Source organism: Blastococcus sp. SYSU DS0541, assembly GCF_054050875.1.
Genome location: NZ_JBJHAD010000005.1, coordinates 14,731 through 31,206, shown reverse-complemented (window position 1 = coordinate 31,206; position 16,476 = coordinate 14,731). Strand labels below are relative to the sequence as shown.

Below are 16,476 nucleotides of genomic sequence, written 5' to 3'. Positions count from 1 at the left end.
TCAGCCCAGGGCCCACCCGGTGAGCACCGGCCGGCCGTGCTCGTGGCCTAGTACGCCGTACCGGCCCGCGGGCAGCGCGAACAGCGACCCGGCCTCGGGAGCGAGCCCCAGCCACCGGGCCGTCAGCACCCGGAGCACGTGGCCGTGGGCGACCAGCGCGACGTCGCCGTCGGGCAGCCGGTCCCGCACCCGGTCGAGCACCCGGTCCACCCGCACCCCGACGTCCGTGAGCGACTCACCGGGGACCTCGGCGTCCACGGTGCCGTCCCGCCAGATCGACCACTGCCGGCCCAGCTCCTCGCTGATCTCGGCCGTGGTCCGGCCCTCGTAGCCGCCGTAGTGCAGCTCGACCAGGTCGCCGTCGACGGCCGTGGTGGTCAGCCCGGCGAGCTCCGCGGTCCGGCGCGCCCGCTGCAGCGGGCTGACCCGCACCTCGGCGAACGCCCGGCGACCCAGCACCTCCCGCAGCGAGCGGGCCTGCTCCTCGCCCTCGGGCAGCAGCGGCAGGTCGGTCGCCCCGGTGTGCTGGCCGCTGCGGCTCCACTCGGTCTGCCCGTGCCGGAGCACCACCAGTTCTCCCATCGGCTCATGGAACACGCCCGGGAGGGAACACGCACGGGGGTTGCCACGCTGGCTCCCGGCATGACCACCGCACAGCTCAGCGACACGTTCACCATCGGCGGCGACCTCCCCGTGCACCGGCTCGGCTACGGCGCGATGCAGCTGCCCGGCCCCGGCGTCTGGGGCGAGCCGGCCGACCGCGCCGCCGCCGTGCGCGTCGTGCGGGCCGCCGTCGAGCAGGGCGTCGACTTCATCGACACCGCCGACTCCTACGGCCCCGAGATCAGCGAGCAGATCATCGCCGAGGCGTTGCACCCGTACCCGGAGAACCTGGTCATCGCGACCAAGGCCGGCCTGACCCGCCAGGGCCCCGGCATCTGGACGCCGGTGGGCCGCCCGGCCTACCTCAAGCAGCAGGTGGAGCTCTCCCTGCGGCACCTGGAGCTCGACCGCATCGACCTCATCCAGCTGCACCGCATCGACGCCGAGGTGCCGCTGGCCGACCAGCTGGGCGCCTTCAAGGAGCTCCAGGACGAGGGCAAGGTGCGCCACATCGGCGTCTCCGAGGTGTCGGTCGAGGAGCTGGAGGCCGCTCGCCAGGTCACCGAGATCGTCAGCGTGCAGAACCTGTACAACCTCACGAACCGGCAGAGCCAGGACGTGCTCGACTACGCGACCGCCGAGGGCATCGCCTTCATCCCGTGGTTCCCCATCGCCACCGGTGACCTGGCCGCCCCCGACAGCCCGGTCGCCGACATCGCCCGCGAGCTGGACGCCACCCCGTCGCAGGTGGCGCTCGCCTGGCTGCTGCAGAAGTCGCCGGTCATCCTGCCGATCCCCGGCACCAAGTCGGTCGACCACCTCACCGAGAACCTGGGTGCGGCGCGGCTGACCCTCTCCGACGAGGACATGGCGCGCCTGGACGCCATCGCCTGACCCGCAGTTCCCGCGAGCCATGCGAACTCGTGGCCATCGCCGCCTGATGGCCACGAGTTCGCATGACTCGCGGCTCACCCGCCTCTCAGCCCAGCCCGAGCGCCGCCCGGATGGCCGCGAGCACCTGGTGGGGGCGACCGAGCAGGTCGGCTGAGGTGAAGCGCAGGATGGTCCAGCCCGCGAGGACCAGGCCGTTCTGCCGGCGGACGTCCGCCACGAAAACCCTGCGGTCCCGGTGCACGTCGCCGTCGAACTCCACCACCACCCGGCGGTCGGGCCATGCCAGGTCGACCTGCCCGAGGAACCGCCCGCCGTCCCGCACGACGTGCTGCAGCACCGGTGGCGGCAGGCCCGCCTCGTGGATGGCCCAGCGCAGCACCGACTCCATCGGGGAGCCGGCCGACGGGTCGGCGCACGCTGCGACCCGTCGGGCGGTCACGATCCCCCGACGTCCGGCCGATCGCAGCAGGACAGCGGGGAACTGGGCCCGCGGGTACCCCCGGGCCAGCATCTGGTCGGCGACGGCCAGTAGCGCAGCGGGTGGGACGACGGCGGCGAGGTCCATCCAGGTCCGGCTGGGCGAGGTCGTCACCACCCCGTGCAGCCGGCGCGTCTCGGGTGCGGGCACGTCGGAGAAGTGCAGGCGGCGGTCGCGGCGCTGGCGGAGCCGGGCGTCGCGCGGGACGGTCAGGTGCACCCGCTCGTCCTCCGCCACCAGTGGCACCTGGAAGCCCCACAGGCGGGCCGCCGTGAGGTGGCTGACCACTGCCCCGTCCGGAGCGCCGAGCAGCACGGCGCGCATCCGCTGCAACTCGTCGCCGGATCGGGGGAGGTAGGTGTCCCGCGAGGCGTGCAGGACGTCCCGGTGACGCAGGTGCCAATCGGTGATGCCCTTCGCCCGGGCGCCGCGCCGGTCCAGCGGACCCTGGACCCGTGGCGGTACCGGGGGCGTGGGCATGCCGAGGAGCGTGCCGAAATCAGGGGTCGCTGCGCTTCCGCCATCCACAGGCAGGGCGAGCCATGCAACCTCGTGGCCATCGCCGGCTGATAGCCACGAGTACGCATGGCTCGGCACGGCCGGACCCCGGCGCGAGGGGCGGACGCGGCACGCGTCACCATGGCCCCGTGGACGCCGAGGACTTCCGCCAGGTCAAGGACGCCGTTCGCCAGCTCATCCGCGAATCGGTGCTGCCCCGCGAGGAGCAGATCGAGGACGAGGACCGCATCCCCGACGACCTGCGCGCGCAGGCCGCCGGGATGGGGCTCTTCGGCTACGCGCTGCCCGAGGACTACGGCGGGCTGGGCGTGACCATGAGCGAGGACGTCGAGCTGGCCATGGAGTTCGGCTACACGACGCCGGCGTTCCGCTCGCTGTTCGGCACCAACAACGGGATCTCCGGCCAGGTCATCGCCAAGTTCGGCAGTGACGAGCAGAAGACGAAGTACCTGCCGCGCCTCTCCGCGGGCGAGCTGATCGGCTCGTTCGCGCTCACCGAGGCCGAGGCCGGCTCCGACCCCTCCGCGCTGCGCACCAGCGCCCGCCGCGACGGCGACGAGTGGGTCATCAACGGCAGCAAGCGGTACATCACCAACGCGCCGATCGCCGACCTGTTCGTCGTCTTCGCCCGCACCGACCCCGAGCAGAAGGGCGGCCGCGGCATCTCCAGCTTCGTCGTGGAGACGACCACGCCCGGCGTCACCGTCGGCCCCCGCGACAAGAAGATGGGCCAGGCCGGCGCCTGGACCTCCGAGGTGTTCTTCGACGACGTCCGGGTGCCCGCCGACGCGCTCATCGGCGAGGAGGGGCGCGGCTACGCCAAGGCGCTCACCGTGCTCTCCCGCGGCCGCCTGCACATCGCGGCGCTCTGCGTCGGCATGGCGCAGCGGGTGCTCGACGAGTCGGTGGCCTACGCGGCCAGCGCGAAGCAGGGCGGGGCCCCGATCGGCCGCTTCCAGCTGGTGCAGGCGATGCTCGCCGACATGCACGCCGAGCTGCTCGCCGGCCGCAGCATGGTGCGCGACGTCGCGGCCCGCTACGACTCCGGCGAGGACACCTCCGTCGGCCCCTCGTCGGCCAAGCTCTTCTGCACCGAGATGGTGGGGCGCGCCGTCGACAAGGCCGTCCAGGTGCACGGCGGCATGGGCTACCTGCGGACGACGCCGGTGGAGCGCTTCTACCGCGACGCCCGGCTGTTCCGGCTCTACGAGGGCACCAGCGAGGTGCAGCGGGTCATCGTCGGTGGCGCGTTGCTGCGCGAGGCCGGCATGCAGCGTGCGTGAGGACCCTCCTGCCCCCCACCACTCGCAGGCTCGCGGCGGGCCCCTGCAGCAGGGCCACCTGACGGACGAGGAGCGGGGCGTTCGCCGCGCCGCCGTCGGGGAGCTGGGGGAGGCGTTGCGCGACCTGGTCGACGCCGCCGTCCGCACTGAGGTGCCCGTCGACCGGCTGGCCGAGGCGGCGCGCGTGGCGCGGGAGCTCACCGCGCTCCTCTCGGCCGACCTCCGCGAGGTGCACGAGATCGCGTCGGTGGACGACCCGGACAGCGGGGAGCGCTGGTACAGCCCGGTCTACGGGCCGGGCAGCCCGGTCGCCCCGCCGATGGTCGTCGAGGACTTCCCGGACGAGGGCCGCTGCGTCGGCCACGTGACCGTCGGCAAGAAGCTCGAGGGGCCGCCGGGGCTGGTGCACGGCGGGGTCGTGGCCACCCTCCTCGACCACGTGCTGGCGCGCTCGGCGCGGGGGGCCGGGCACGGGGGGCTGACCGCGACGCTGACGGTCACCTACCGGCGGCCCGTGCACCTGGGGGTGCCCCTCGTGGTGACGGGCCGGCTGGTCTCGGTCGAGGGACGGCGCGCCACCGCGACCGCCCGCCTGGTCGCGGCGGACGACCCGGACACCACGCTCGCCGAAGGTGAGGCGCTGCTGATCGCGCTGCGCGCGGAGCGGGCGAGCGAGGTCTTCGCGAGGACCGGCCGGGACGTCGGCGCCTGGACCAGCCGCAGCTGATCCCGGTTCGAGAACTGCGGCTCCTACCAGCCGCTCACGGCCCCCTCCGCCGCGGTCCCGGACGGGCTGCGGCCGGAGCTCGCCGACGTCGGCCGCCTGGCCCGGCGCGGGGTGCGGGCCCTGGTGGGTGCGGCCCGGGCAGGGGAGCGGCCGCGGCTGTCGCGGGTGCTCGCTGCCCCACCTCGGTGACGCCGCCGAGCGCCTGGACGTCGTCGAGGAGACCTGGCCCGGCTACGAGCACGTCGACGTGCAGGCCGGCGTGGACGCCTGGCTGGCCCGCCCCGGGAGGCGGAACGAACTGGTCGGCGTCGCCGGGTTCCAACACGTGCACTTCGGGATCGGCGACCTGCTGGGCCCGGAGGCCGAGCACCCGCACGGCCCGCGGCCCGGCGACCCCGCCACGGTGAACCTCGCCTGCGGCCCCGACGGCGAGGTGCGCGCCTGCCAGCGATGCGCGATCAGCTCGTCGGCACCGACCAGGCCGGTGTCGCCCGGGCCGCGGCCGAGATCCGCGAGGCGAGCATCGAGCACAACGTGTTCCGCGGCAAGGTGCTCTCCTTCGGCCAGGAGGTCTTCGGCCACGGGCAGACGCTGCTGCAGTTCCACCGCCGCCCGGAGCTGGGGGCCGACCAGCTCGTCCTCGCGCCGGCCACGCTCGCCGAGATCAAGCGGCAGGTGGTCGACGTCGCCCGGCACAAGGCCCGCCTGCTCGCCCGCGGGACAGCACCTCAAGCGCGGGGTGCTGCTGTACGGTCCGCCCGGGCGTCGGCAAGGCCCACACCGACCGGTACCTGGTGAGCAGCCTGCACGGCACCACGGCATCCAGCTGCTCCGCCGGGCCGCGCTGGTCGCCGCGACCCGCACCCCCGACGGCGGCGCGCTCGCGGTGTCGGCCGGCGACCTGACCGCGGCGCTGGACGAGCTGCTCGACACCCGGAACGCGATGACCCGCACGCTGCTGGGGAGCCTCCCCGGCTGAGTCAGTTCGCCCGCGGGCCCGGCGCGTTGGCAGCGTCGCCGGCGGGGTCGAGCTCCGGGCCGCCCGCCGGCCGCAGCAGCGGGCCCGGCGCCCCCACGCCCGCGCCCAGGGCGGCCACGAACTGCCGCAGCACGTCGTCCCCGGCGTGGAACGGCGCCCAGTCGAGCAGCTTGCGCGCCCGGCCGGTGTCCAGCGCCGGCGCCTGCGTGCCGATGTCCAGCCAGCCGGGCTCGGTGGGCACCAGGTGGGCGGTGAAGGCGGCGTGCAGCCCGGCGCGCAGGGCGAAGGCGGGGGTGGGTATCCGCACCGACCCCAGCGCCTGGGCGAGCGCGTCGGCGTCCATCAGCGGCTCGGCCGCCAGGTTGAACGGGCCGGGAGCGCGCCGGTCGAGCATCCGCTCGAGGGCGTCGGCGACGTCGTCGGCGTGCACGAACGCGATGGCCAGCGCCGGGAGGGGGAGCGGCAGCAGGCGGGCGACCGGGCCGGGGAGCATGCGTGCGGCACCCAGCAGCAGCGGGCCGAGGAAGTAGCGGCCGATCTCGCTGCTCGCCTCCGGCTGCAGCACCAGGGTGGGGCGGACGACGGTCAGCGTGGTGTCCCGGTGCCGACCGAACACGTCGCGGACCGCGCTCTCGGCCTGCGACTTGTCGCGGCTGTACTGCGCGCTCGGGATGCCGGTGGTCGGCCAGTCCTCCGTCACCCGCTGCCCGCGCGCCCCGCCGGCGTAGGCGCCGATGGAGCTCATGTGCACGAACTGGTCGACCCCCGCGGTCGCTGCGGCGCGGGCCACCCGCCGGGTGCCCTCCACGTTCACCTCGCGCAGCCGGCCGGGCTGCCGGCCCGGCTGCAGCGCCCAGGCCAGGTGGACGACGGCGTCGGCGCCGGCTACGAACTCCGCGACCTCGCGCTCGCTGGCGGCCTCGCCGAGGTCGGCCAGGTGCCAGCGCACGCCGTCGTAGGGGGCGCCCGACGGCGGGCGGCGCCGGGCCAGCCCGCGGACCTCGGCGACGCCGGCGGAGGGGGCGGTCAGCCGGCGCAGCAGGGCTGTCCCGACGTTGCCGCTGGCTCCGGTGACGGCGATGGTGCGGCCGCGCAGCTGGCCGGGGGTGAGGTTCGGCATGCCCCTGCGGCTACCCGTCCGCCCCCGGGCCAACCGGGGGGGGGGCGGCGTCCTCAGCCGCGCATCGCCGACGACGTCGCCCCGCGGGGAGCCTCCGCGTCGAGCGCCTGCCCGCGCAGCTCGGGCAGCGCGAACGCGGCGACCGCGGCCACCACGAAGAAGGCGGCGAAGGTGGCGAAGACCAGGCCGGTGCCCCCGGCGTCGACCAGCAGCGGGACGCAGAGCGGGGCCGCGATGGAGGCGAGCCGGCCGAACCCGGCGGCGGCGCCCGCACCTGTGGCCCGCAGGGCGGTCGGGTAGATCTCCGGCGTCACCGCGTAGAGCGCACCCCAGGCGCCGAGGTTGAAGAACGACAGCACCATGCCGGTGACCAGCACCGCGGTGTCGCCGTCGGCGGCGGCGAAGAGCCCGGCGCCCAGCGCGGAGCCGAGCAGGAACGTCGCCAGGGTGGGGCGCCGGCCCCACTTCTCGATCAGGTAGGCCGCCACCGCGTACCCAGGCAGCTGGGCGAGCGTGATGATCAACGTGTACTGGAACGACTTCACCAGCGAGAAGCCGTCGTTGAACAGCAGCGTCGGCAGCCAGATGAAGGCGCCGTAGTAGGCGAAGTTGATGCTGAACCAGACGGTCCAGAGCGCGGCCGTCCGCCGTGCGGCGCCCCCGGCCCACAGCGCCCGCAGGCCCGGCGGGGCGGCGGGCGGAGCGGGAGCGGGGGAGGGCACGGGCGCGACGTCCGCGGAGCGCTCGAAGCGGCGCACCGTGGCCTCGGCCTCCTCCGTCCGGCCGCGCAGCTCCAGGAAGCGCACCGACTCGGGCAGCCCCCGGCGCACCACCACGGCGTACAGCGCCGGCACCGCGCCCAGGGCCAGCGCCCAGCGCCACCCGTCGTCGCTGGTGGGCACGACGAAGTAGCCGATCAGCGCGGCCAGCGTCCAGCCCACCGCCCAGAACGCCTCCAGCAGCACGACCACCCGGCCGCGCACCCGCGCGGGGGCGAACTCGCTCACCAGGGTCGAGGCGACCGGCAGCTCGGCGCCCAGCCCGAGGCCGATCAGGAACCGGAAGACCAGCAGCGCCCCGACCGACCAGGACAGCGCGGCCGCACCGGTCGCCAGCCCGAACACCAGCAGCGTGAGGGCGAACACCTGGCGGCGGCCGAACCGGTCGGCCAGCAGTCCGCCGAGCGTGGCGCCGAGTGCCATGCCGACGAAGCCGATCGACCCGATCCACGACACCTCGCCGTTCGACAGCCCCCACTGCGCGACCAGCGCGGTCATCACGAACGAGATGAGGCCGACGTCCATCGCGTCCAGCGCCCACCCGATGCCGGAGCCGACGACCAGCCGGTGGTGCTCCCGGGTGACGGGCAGCCGGTCGAGGCGCTCGGCGCGGGTCAGCGACGTCGTCTCCGTCATGGCGAGCAGTCTCGCAACCGGGCCGGTCAGCCGCGGACGTGGGCGGTGACTAGCTCGGCGGTCCGCTCCGCGGCGAGCTCCGGGATCCAGTGGGTGACGCCGTCGAGGACCTCGAGCCGGTACGGCGCGTCGACGAAGCGGGCGGTGTCCTCGGTGGCGGCGCGGCCCAGGAAGGTGTCACCGGTGCTCCACACGTGCAGCGTGGGCACCCGCACCTTCCCGACCGGGTCCCGCCCGCTCCACGGCACGGCGCGGTACCAGTCCAGCGCCGCGGTCAGCGCGCCCGGCTCGCGCATCCGCCGGACGTAGCGGTCGGCGGCGTCGTCGGGCAGGCCGCCCTGCCGGAGCACCCGGCGGAGGACGGCCCCCTCCCCGGTCAGCAGCAGCCGCTCGGGCAGGACGGGCAGCTGGAACAGCCCCACGTACGAGGAGCGCAGCGCCTGGTCGCTGCGCACCATCGCGCGCGCCATCGCCCCCGGGTGCGGCACCGAGAGGGCGGTGAGGGTGCGCACCCGGTCGGGGTACCAGGCGCCGAGCGCCCACCCGACGAGGCCGCCCCAGTCGTGCCCGACCACGTGCGCGGACTGCAGCCCGGCGGCGTCGAGCAGGGCGAGGACGTCGTCCGCGGTCTCGCGCAGCCGGTAGTGCGCCCGCCCGCGGGGGCGGGCCCCGGGGGAGTAGCCCCGCTGGTCGGGTGCGAGCGTGCGCAGCCCGTGCTGGTGCAGCGCCGGGGCCACCCGGTCCCAGGCACCGGAGTCCTGCGGGAAGCCGTGCAGCAGCACGACGGGGTCGCCGTCGGCCGGCCCGGCGTCCCGGACGTCGAAGGTCAGGTCGTTCCTCCGGAAGCTGTCCACCCGACGACTGTGCCAAAGAGCGACAGGAGCCGCCCTGCGAGGCGGTCCGACGATGGGCGCCCGGAGGCCTCCCCGAGGAGGACCGGGAAGGGCTCCACGCAGGAGCGGGAGGGCACGTGGCCGCGGTGTCGTCCGGAGGACGACAATGTCGCCGTGACCGCCACCCCTGTCGAGCTCATCGTGCTGGTCGACGACGACGGGCGGGCGATCGGCGCGATGCCCAAGCCGGAGGTCCACCACGGCGAGACGCCGCTGCACCGCGCCTTCTCGGCCTACCTCTTCTCCGACGACGGCCGGCTCCTGGTCACCCGCCGGGCCGAGGACAAGGCGACCTTCCCCGGGATGTGGACCAACACCGTCTGCGGCCACCCGGGCCCCGGCGAGGACGACGGCGACGCGATCGCCCGCCGCGCCGGCTTCGAGCTGGGGCTCGGCGTCACCGACGTCCGCCCCGCGCTGCCGGGCTACCGGTACCGCGCGGAGTTCCGCGGGGTCGTGGAGAACGAGGTGTGCCCGGTCTACGTCGGGCGGTTCACCGGCTCGCCCGCGCCCGAGCCCACCGAGGTGGGCGAGTGGGAGCTGCTGGAGTGGGACGCGTTCCGCCGCCGGCAGGAGACCGAGGGCGACGCGTGGTCGCCGTGGTGCCGGGAGCAGGCGCGGCTGATCGAGGACGCCGGGCTGCACCGCTTCTGACCGCAGGACGTGACGGCGCGCGGACCGCGCCTCGCGCCCCGGAGGGGCCCGGCGTGCCGTCCGCCCGCCTCCGCGGGGGGCGGACGACGTCTCGCTAGCGTCCCGGGCGTGGACCGACGACGGTTCCTGCTCGCCCTCGCGGTCGGGCTGGCGGGCACGGCCGTGGCGCGCGGCGCGGCCGCCCTCGGCGAGCCCGCGCCCGGGGCGGCCGCCCCGGCGCCGCCCCAGCCGGCCGGGCACCCCGTCGCGCGGGGGAAGCCGGTGCGCCGGGGCGTGCCCGGGGTCGAGCCGCAGCCGCCGCCCACCGGGGTGGTCGAGGCCCTGCCGCTGGAGCAGGACCTGCTCGCGCTGACGATCGACGACGGCACCAGCAGCGAGGTGGTCGCGGCGTTCGCGCGGTTCGCCGCCGACAGCGGGACCCGCCTGACCTTCTTCCCCAACGGCCGCTACCGGGCGTGGGAGGAGAACGCCGCGTTGCTGCGCCCCCTCGTCGACTCCGGGCAGGTGGCCCTGGGCAACCACACCTGGTCCCACCCCGACCTCACCACGCTCGGGGACCGGGAGGTCGCCGAGGAGATCCGGCGCAACCGGGACTTCCTGCGCTCGACGTTCGGTGTGGAGGACAGCCCCTTCTTCCGCCCGCCGTTCGGCGCCCGCGACGAGCGGACCGACCGGATCGCCGCGGACCTCGGGCACCCGACCATCGCCATGTGGAACGGCACCTTCGAGGACTTCCGGGTGCTCACCGCCGAGGAGCTCATGGCAGCGGCCCGGCGCTGGTTCAGCGCCCGGACGATCGTCGTCGGCCACGCCAACCACCCCACGGTCACCACCGTGTACGGGCAGCTCCTGGAGCTGATCGCCGAGCGCGGGCTGCAGACGGTCACCCTCGCCGACGTCTGGTCCACCAGGCGGTAGCGGCCCGACCTGCGGCTGCGGCGGTTCTCGGCGAGGCTGTCGGCGACGGACACGCACGGACGACGGAGGAACTGCTGTGGAGGCGTCGCTGAAGGGCCGGGTCGCACTCGTGACGGGCGGGGCCAGCGGGCTCGGCCGGGCCACCGCGCTCGCACTGGCCGAGGACGGCGCGCACGTGGTCGTCGCCGACATCGACGCGGCGGGCAGCGAGGAGACGCGGTCACGGGTGGCGGCCGCGGGCGGCTCCGCGGAGGTCGCCGACCTGGACGTCACCCAGGACGAGAGCCGGCGGGCCGTCGTCGCCGACCTCTTCGACCGGCACGGCGACACCTTCGACGTCCTGGTCAACGTCGCCGGCATCGACCGGCCCGGCTACATCACCGACATCGACCTCGCGGACTACCAGCGGGTGCAGGCGGTGAACTGCGAGGGGCCGATCTTCCTCACCAGCGAGTTCGTGAAGCGGGTGCAGCACCTGCCCCAGGGGCGCACCGCCGACGTCGTCCACGTCGTCTCGCTCTCGGCGATCACCTCCGGCAGCGGGGCGATCGCCTACAACGGCTCCAAGGCCGGCTTCCTCAACGCGACCCGGTGCATCCAGCGCGAGCTGCGGGAGAAGGCGGTCCGGCTCGACGACGGCAGCGAGCGGCCCTTCCCGTGCCGGGTGCAGAGCGTCATCCCCGCCGCCATGGACACCCCGATGATGGAGCAGTGGGGTATCCCCGGGCACCTCATGATGCCGCCGTCGGCGGTCGCCGACGCCATCCGCACCCTGCTGGCCCTCCACCCGGCGGCCTTCGTCCCCGAGATGCAGATCGTCCCGCGGCTCGAGCCGAACTTCCCCCGCTGATCGACCATGAGGAACTGCCGCATGAGCGCTCCGGACGACCCGACGCCCGACACCGCGATGGCGTCGGGCACCGACGCGGGCAGCCCCGGCGGGCGGCTGGGCCCCGGTGACCTCGCGCCCGACGAGGAGCGGCTGCTCGCCGCGCTCGAGCGCGGCGCCCGCAGGGGGTCGCCGGACCCGCTGGAGACGATCGCCGTCGTCCGTGCGGCCGAGGACGAGCGCCCGCTGCCCGGCCGTGGCGGGCCGCCCGACGACGGTCTGACGCCCCGGTTCACCGCACCGGGCGCCGACTGACCGCCGGGGTCAGCCGGACGACGGCCGGGCCGGACGGCGATGAGCACGCCGCGCGGCCGGCCGGCACCACCCGGCGAGCGCGCGGAACGCCTCACGCGCGGCGCCGAGGACGCGGTCGGCGTCCCCGCCGGCCTCGACGTGCGCGCGCGTGACCCGGCGGTAGGCGGCCCACATCGCGCCGGTCTCGGCGCCGTACGGGGAGAAGGCGCGGATGCGGACGCCGGCCAGGCCGGGGAGCGCGGCGAGGTGCCGGTCGATGAACGTGCCACCGAGGGTGGAGCCCTCCAGGACGTAGAGCCGGCCCAGCGCCTCGTCGGTGCCGGCGACGGCCGGGAGCTCCGGCGCGTGGCCCGGCACCGGCACGCCCAGCGTCGCGAGGTCGGCGGCGAAGAGCCCGGCCCGGCGGCGGCGGGCCCAGTCCACGGTCGCGGCGTCGGCGGGGTGGCGGGCGGCCCATCCGTCGAGGCCCCGCTCGGCCGCCGTCCAGAAGCCGTGCATCAGGCCGAGCACGTGGGCCAGCCGGGCCGGGTCCAGCTCCGGGTCGAGCAGGTCGAGGGTGTCCTCGACGACCCGGTGCTCCTCGGCGGTCCCGGTGCGCAGCGCGCGCAGGACGTCCTCGTGCCCGCTGCGGGGATCCACCTGCGCAGCCATGTCTCCCGCAGCCATCGGCACCGAGAGTAGGTGAGCCGCGGCGCTCACGAGGGGTCGAGCGGCCGACCCCCGGCGAGGCGGGCGGCGCGCAACCCGGCGTGCAGGAGCAGGCGGGCGTCGCCGTCGGAGAGGTCCAGTCCGGTCAGCGCCGAGATGCGGCCCAGCCGGTAGTAGAGCGTCTGCCGGTGGACGTGCAGCGCCGCCGCCGTCCGCGCCGCGCTGCCGGCGCAGTCCAGGTAGGTCTCCGCCGTCGCCGCGAGCACGGGGTCGTCGAGCAAGCGGCCCAGCACCGGATCGGGCCCGGGCAGCGCCGCGGCCGTCCGCCACCCGCCGAGCTCCCCCCAGCGGGCGACGGGGAAGAACCGGTCGACCGCCGCGGCGACCCGCGCCGCCGCCCGGGCCTCCGCCCACTGGCCGGGCAGGTCGCCGGTGCCGCGGCGCGCCGACGAGACGCCGGCGGTGCTCCCGGCCGGTAGCGCGGCCAGCGAGGCCGCGGCGAGCGCGCCCGCGGGGCGCAGGTCCGCGGGCGCCGGGAGCGGCACGAGCACGGCGACCCCGCCGTCGACGACGGTGGCGACCGCGCCCGCGGCGGGGAGCCGGCCCGACACCGGGTGCCCCGGCGCGGGGGAGAGGGCGACCAGCACCTGGGCGCCCTCGGCGGTCAGCCGGTCGCCGAGCCGCAGGGCGGCCTGGGCCCGAGCCGCCGGGCGCCCGGTCAGCGCGTCGGCGAGCACCGGCCCGAGGTCGGCCGCGGGGCGGCCGGCCAGCGCGCGCCCGGCGCTCGCCGCGAGGTCCAGCGCATGGCGCAGCGCCGGATCGGCGTCGTCGTCGGGGTCGATGCGGCCGTCGTCGAGCAGCCAGAGGTAGCCCCGGGTGCGGTCCTCGTGGCGGACCGGCAGCACCAGCCGGGTCAGGACGCCGGCCGCGGGGTCGGCCGGCGTCCGCATCGGCCGGGTCGCCGACGCGATGCCGAAGTCCTCGAACCAGCGGCGGGTCTCGGGGGTCGAGCCGCGGGTGAGGATCGACCGGGTGCGGACGGCGTCCATGGGGTCGGCGCCGCTGTCGTCGTGCGCGCAGAAGGCCAGCAGCGTGAAGCCCGCGTCCTCCAGGGTGGCGGGGGCCCGGAGCACCCGCGACACCTCGTCGACCAGCTCCTGCAGCTCGTCGCGCACCACGCCTCCTCCGCCTCCCGAGGTCTCGTACAGCTGTATGAGAGCAGACGCGGGGAATCCCGACATCTGTCGCTGGCCCGGAGGGGTGGTGGGTACCTAGCGTTCGAGGGGCACGTGGCGTCGGCCCGGAGGAGGACCCGTGGTGCTGCAGAAGGTCCTGTTGGCCGCCTCCCGCCGGCCGGCCCTGCGCCGGGCGGTCACCGGCACGCCGGCCACCCGGCGGGTGGTCGACCGGTTCGTGGCGGGGGAGTCGCTGGACGACGCGATCGCGGCGGTGCGCGCGCTCGCCGCCGACGGCATCGCGGTGACCCTCGACCACCTCGGCGAGGACGTCACCGACCGGGCGCAGGCGCGGCGGACCCGCGACGCCTACCTCGCCGCCCTCGAGGCCCTCGCCCCGCTGGGGCTGGGGCACGCGGCCGAGGTGTCGGTCAAGCTCTCGGCCTTCGGGCAGGTGCTTCCCGACGGCGGGCACGACCTCGCGCTGGAGCTGGTCCGACCGGTGGTCGAGGCGGCGTCGGCCATCGGGACGACGGTCACCCTCGACATGGAGGACCACCGCACCGTCGACTCCACGCTGGCCGCCGTCGCCGAGCTGCGCAAGGAGCACCCGGCGACCGGCGCCGTCCTGCAGTCGATGCTGCACCGCACCGAGGCCGACGCCGCCGAGCTCGCGGTCAGCGGGTCCCGCGTGCGGCTGGTCAAGGGGGCGTACCACGAGCCGGAGTCGGTGGCCCACCAGCGCAAGCGGGACGTCGACGCCGCCTACCGCCGCTGCCTGGAGATCCTCATGCGCGGGCCCGGGTACCCGATGGTCGGCTCGCACGACCCCGCGATGGTCGCCCTGGCGCACGAGCTGGCGGCGCAGCACTCGCGTGCGGCCGACTCCTGGGAGGTGCAGATGCTCTACGGCATCCGCCCCGACGAGCAGCGCCGGCTGGCCGCCGCCGGCACCCGCGTGCGCTCCTACGTGCCCTACGGCGCCGACTGGTACGCGTACTTCATGCGCCGGCTGGCCGAGCGCCCGGCCAACGTCGCCTTCTTCCTCCGCTCGCTCACCACCCGCTCCTGAGAACGAGGTTCCCCATGGACGCCGTCACCCGAGTCCCGTCCCCGGTCAACGAGCCGGTGCTCACCTACGCCCCGGGCACGCCCGAGCGGGAGCAGCTGCAGCGGCGGCTCGCCGAGCTGGCCGCCGAGCCCCTGGAGCTGACCGCCACGGTCGGCGGCCGGCAGCGGATGGCCGCCGGCGGGACGTTCGAGGTCGTCCAGCCGCACCGGCACGCCGCCGTCCTGGGCACCTCCGCGCAGAGCACGCACGCCGACGCGCAGGAGGCGATCCGCTGCGCGAAGGAGGCCGCTCCCGGGTGGCAGGAGCTCTCCTTCGACGACCGCGCCGCGGTGTTCCTCAAGGCCGCCGACCTGCTGGCCGGGCCGTGGCGCCAGACGCTGAACGCCGCCACCATGCTGGGCCAGAGCAAGACCGCGCAGCAGGCGGAGATCGACAGCGCCTGCGAACTGATCGACTTCTGGCGCTTCAACGTGCACTTCGCGCGGCAGATCCTCGCCGAGCAGCCGCAGTCCTCGCCCGGCGTGTGGAACCGCACCGACCACCGCCCGCTCGAGGGCTTCGTCTACGCGATCACCCCGTTCAACTTCACCGCGATCGCGGGCAACCTGCCGACGGCGCCGGCGCTCATGGGCAACACCGTGGTCTGGAAGCCCGCGCCCACCCAGCAGTTCGCCGCGCACTTCCTCATGCGGCTGCTCGAGGAGGCGGGGCTGCCCCCGGGCGTGATCAACATGCTGCCCGGCGACGGGGTCGCCGTCTCGGAGGTGGCCCTCGCCGACCGCGACCTGGCCGGCATCCACTTCACCGGGTCGACACCGGTGTTCCAGCACCTGTGGCGCACGGTCGGCGAGAACATCGCCGGCTACCGCGGCTACCCGCGGATCGTGGGGGAGACCGGCGGCAAGGACTTCGTCGTCGCCCACGCCTCCGCCGACGTCGACGTGCTGCGGACGGCGCTCGTCCGCGGCGCGTTCGAGTTCCAGGGGCAGAAGTGCTCCGCGGCGTCGCGGGCGTACGTGCCCCGCTCGGTGTGGGAGCGGCTGCGCGACGACCTGGTGGCGACCACCGAGTCGCTGCCGATGGGCGACGTCACCGACTTCTCGAACTTCATGGGCGCGGTCATCGACCGGAAGTCGTTCTCGAAGCTCTCCGGCGTCATCGACCGGGTCGACGACGACCCCGCGCTGTCGATCGTGGCCGGCGGGCAGAAGGACGACTCCGAGGGCTTCTTCGTTCGCCCGACGATCATCGAGGGCACCGACCCGGGGCACGAGGTCTTCACCACCGAGTACTTCGGCCCGGTGCTCGCGGTGCACGTCTACGACGACGCCGACTACGACACGGTGCTGTCGCAGATGGAGTCGGCCGCGCCGTACGCGCTCACCGGCGCGGTCATCGCGCAGGACCGGGCGGCGATCGCGCACGCGCAGACGTTCCTGCGGCACGCGGCGGGCAACTTCTACGTCAACGACAAGCCGACCGGCGCCGTCGTCGGCCAGCAGCCCTTCGGGGGCGGGCGGGCCTCGGGCACCAACGACAAGGCCGGGGCGATGCAGAACCTGATGCGCTGGACCTCGAGCCGGTCGATCAAGGAGACCTTCGCGCCCCCGACCGACCACCGGTACCCCTACATGGGCTGAGGCTTCCGCGGCCACGATCAGCTGCCCTGATCGTGGGGGGGGGGGGGGGGGGGGGGGGGGGGGGGGGGGGGGGGGGGGGGGGGGGGGGGGGGGGGGGGGGGGGGGGGGGGGGGGGGGGGGGGGGGGGGGGGGGGGGGCGCGGGGGGGGGGGGGGGGGGGGGGGGGGGGGGGGGGGGGGCGCGCGGGGGGGGGGGCGCCCCCCCCCCCCCCCCCCCCCCCGGCCGCCGCCCTGCCCGTGCCGCGCCCACCCCGCGTCGCGCTCTGCGCCGTGCCCATCAACTTTCCGAGGATGCTCATGGCGAGCAGGTGCCCAC

At 75.7% G+C, this 16,476-nt stretch carries 17 protein-coding genes; 10 read left to right on the top strand and 7 right to left on the bottom strand.

What is annotated here, in order from left to right; all coding sequences use genetic code 11:
- Nucleotides 1–597: a histidine phosphatase family protein gene (locus ACI794_RS07305; protein ID WP_456601340.1), complete on the bottom strand. Its 597-nt coding sequence runs from the start codon at nucleotides 595–597 to the stop codon at nucleotides 1–3.
- Between the two features lie 45 nt (nucleotides 598–642).
- On the opposite strand from ACI794_RS07305, the gene ACI794_RS07300 reads away from it, so the two are divergent.
- Nucleotides 643–1,497 (top strand): aldo/keto reductase, encoded by an 855-nt coding sequence (locus tag ACI794_RS07300; RefSeq protein WP_456615998.1) that lies wholly within the window; start codon nucleotides 643–645, stop codon nucleotides 1,495–1,497.
- Between the two features lie 85 nt (nucleotides 1,498–1,582).
- Here the strand turns inward: ACI794_RS07300 and ACI794_RS07295 are convergent, their stop codons facing one another.
- Nucleotides 1,583–2,455: an endonuclease domain-containing protein gene (locus ACI794_RS07295; RefSeq protein WP_456615997.1), complete on the bottom strand. Its 873-nt coding sequence runs from the start codon at nucleotides 2,453–2,455 to the stop codon at nucleotides 1,583–1,585.
- 167 nt (nucleotides 2,456–2,622) lie between these two features.
- Here ACI794_RS07295 and ACI794_RS07290 point away from each other — a divergent pair, with 167 nt between their 5' ends.
- From ACI794_RS07290 to ACI794_RS07280, 3 genes are all read left to right on the top strand, one after another.
- Nucleotides 2,623–3,777 (top strand): acyl-CoA dehydrogenase family protein, encoded by a 1,155-nt coding sequence (locus ACI794_RS07290; protein ID WP_456601337.1) that lies wholly within the window; start codon nucleotides 2,623–2,625, stop codon nucleotides 3,775–3,777.
- Nucleotides 3,770–4,504 carry a PaaI family thioesterase gene (locus ACI794_RS07285; RefSeq protein ID WP_456615996.1) on the top strand — a complete coding sequence of 245 codons (735 nt, stop codon included), beginning with the start codon at nucleotides 3,770–3,772 and terminating at the stop codon, nucleotides 4,502–4,504. The genes ACI794_RS07290 and ACI794_RS07285 overlap by 8 nt, the downstream gene beginning before the upstream one ends.
- A 450-nt stretch (nucleotides 4,505–4,954) precedes the next feature.
- Nucleotides 4,955–5,302 carry a hypothetical protein gene (locus ACI794_RS07280; RefSeq protein ID WP_456615995.1) on the top strand — a complete coding sequence of 116 codons (348 nt, stop codon included), beginning with the start codon at nucleotides 4,955–4,957 and terminating at the stop codon, nucleotides 5,300–5,302.
- 182 nt (nucleotides 5,303–5,484) lie between these two features.
- Here the strand turns inward: ACI794_RS07280 and ACI794_RS07275 are convergent, their stop codons facing one another.
- The 3 genes from ACI794_RS07275 to ACI794_RS07265 are packed head-to-tail and all read right to left on the bottom strand — an operon-like array spanning nucleotide 5,485 to nucleotide 8,872.
- A complete protein-coding gene (locus ACI794_RS07275) occupies nucleotides 5,485–6,603 on the bottom strand; it encodes an NAD-dependent epimerase/dehydratase family protein (RefSeq protein WP_456615994.1) in 1,119 nt (372 codons plus the stop codon).
- Between the two features lie 53 nt (nucleotides 6,604–6,656).
- A complete protein-coding gene (locus ACI794_RS07270; protein ID WP_456582657.1) occupies nucleotides 6,657–8,018 on the bottom strand; it encodes an MFS transporter in 1,362 nt (453 codons plus the stop codon).
- Between the two features lie 26 nt (nucleotides 8,019–8,044).
- A complete protein-coding gene (locus ACI794_RS07265) occupies nucleotides 8,045–8,872 on the bottom strand; it encodes an alpha/beta fold hydrolase (RefSeq protein WP_456615993.1) in 828 nt (275 codons plus the stop codon).
- Between the two features lie 153 nt (nucleotides 8,873–9,025).
- Here ACI794_RS07265 and idi point away from each other — a divergent pair, with 153 nt between their 5' ends.
- The 4 genes from idi to ACI794_RS07245 all read left to right on the top strand — a co-directional run bounded on the left by idi (nucleotide 9,026) and on the right by ACI794_RS07245 (nucleotide 11,627).
- Nucleotides 9,026–9,565 carry an isopentenyl-diphosphate Delta-isomerase gene (gene idi, locus ACI794_RS07260; RefSeq protein WP_456582659.1) on the top strand — a complete coding sequence of 180 codons (540 nt, stop codon included), beginning with the start codon at nucleotides 9,026–9,028 and terminating at the stop codon, nucleotides 9,563–9,565.
- A gap of 108 nt (nucleotides 9,566–9,673) precedes the next feature.
- A complete protein-coding gene (locus ACI794_RS07255) occupies nucleotides 9,674–10,483 on the top strand; it encodes a polysaccharide deacetylase family protein (RefSeq protein WP_456615992.1) in 810 nt (269 codons plus the stop codon).
- 76 nt (nucleotides 10,484–10,559) lie between these two features.
- Complete coding sequence (locus tag ACI794_RS07250; RefSeq protein ID WP_456601331.1) at nucleotides 10,560–11,333, top strand: SDR family NAD(P)-dependent oxidoreductase; 774 nt, start codon at nucleotides 10,560–10,562, stop codon at nucleotides 11,331–11,333.
- Nucleotides 11,334–11,354: 21 nt separating this feature from the next.
- Complete coding sequence (locus tag ACI794_RS07245) at nucleotides 11,355–11,627, top strand: hypothetical protein (protein WP_456601330.1); 273 nt, start codon at nucleotides 11,355–11,357, stop codon at nucleotides 11,625–11,627.
- Nucleotides 11,628–11,636: 9 nt separating this feature from the next.
- Here the strand turns inward: ACI794_RS07245 and ACI794_RS07240 are convergent, their stop codons facing one another.
- Together ACI794_RS07240 and ACI794_RS07235 are read right to left on the bottom strand one after the other, a co-directional pair.
- Nucleotides 11,637–12,293, bottom strand: a complete 657-nt coding sequence (locus ACI794_RS07240) for a biliverdin-producing heme oxygenase (protein WP_456601329.1) — start codon at nucleotides 12,291–12,293, stop codon at nucleotides 11,637–11,639.
- A gap of 29 nt (nucleotides 12,294–12,322) precedes the next feature.
- On the bottom strand, nucleotides 12,323–13,450 hold the full coding sequence (locus ACI794_RS07235; protein WP_456601328.1) for a helix-turn-helix domain-containing protein: 1,128 nt from the start codon (nucleotides 13,448–13,450) through the stop codon (nucleotides 12,323–12,325).
- Nucleotides 13,451–13,589: 139 nt separating this feature from the next.
- On the opposite strand from ACI794_RS07235, the gene ACI794_RS07230 reads away from it, so the two are divergent.
- Nucleotides 13,590–14,522 (top strand): proline dehydrogenase family protein, encoded by a 933-nt coding sequence (locus tag ACI794_RS07230; RefSeq protein WP_456601327.1) that lies wholly within the window; start codon nucleotides 13,590–13,592, stop codon nucleotides 14,520–14,522.
- A 14-nt stretch (nucleotides 14,523–14,536) separates the two neighbouring features.
- Nucleotides 14,537–16,162 (top strand): L-glutamate gamma-semialdehyde dehydrogenase, encoded by a 1,626-nt coding sequence (gene pruA, locus ACI794_RS07225; protein WP_456601326.1) that lies wholly within the window; start codon nucleotides 14,537–14,539, stop codon nucleotides 16,160–16,162.
- The last annotated feature ends 314 nt before the right edge of the window (nucleotides 16,163–16,476 follow it).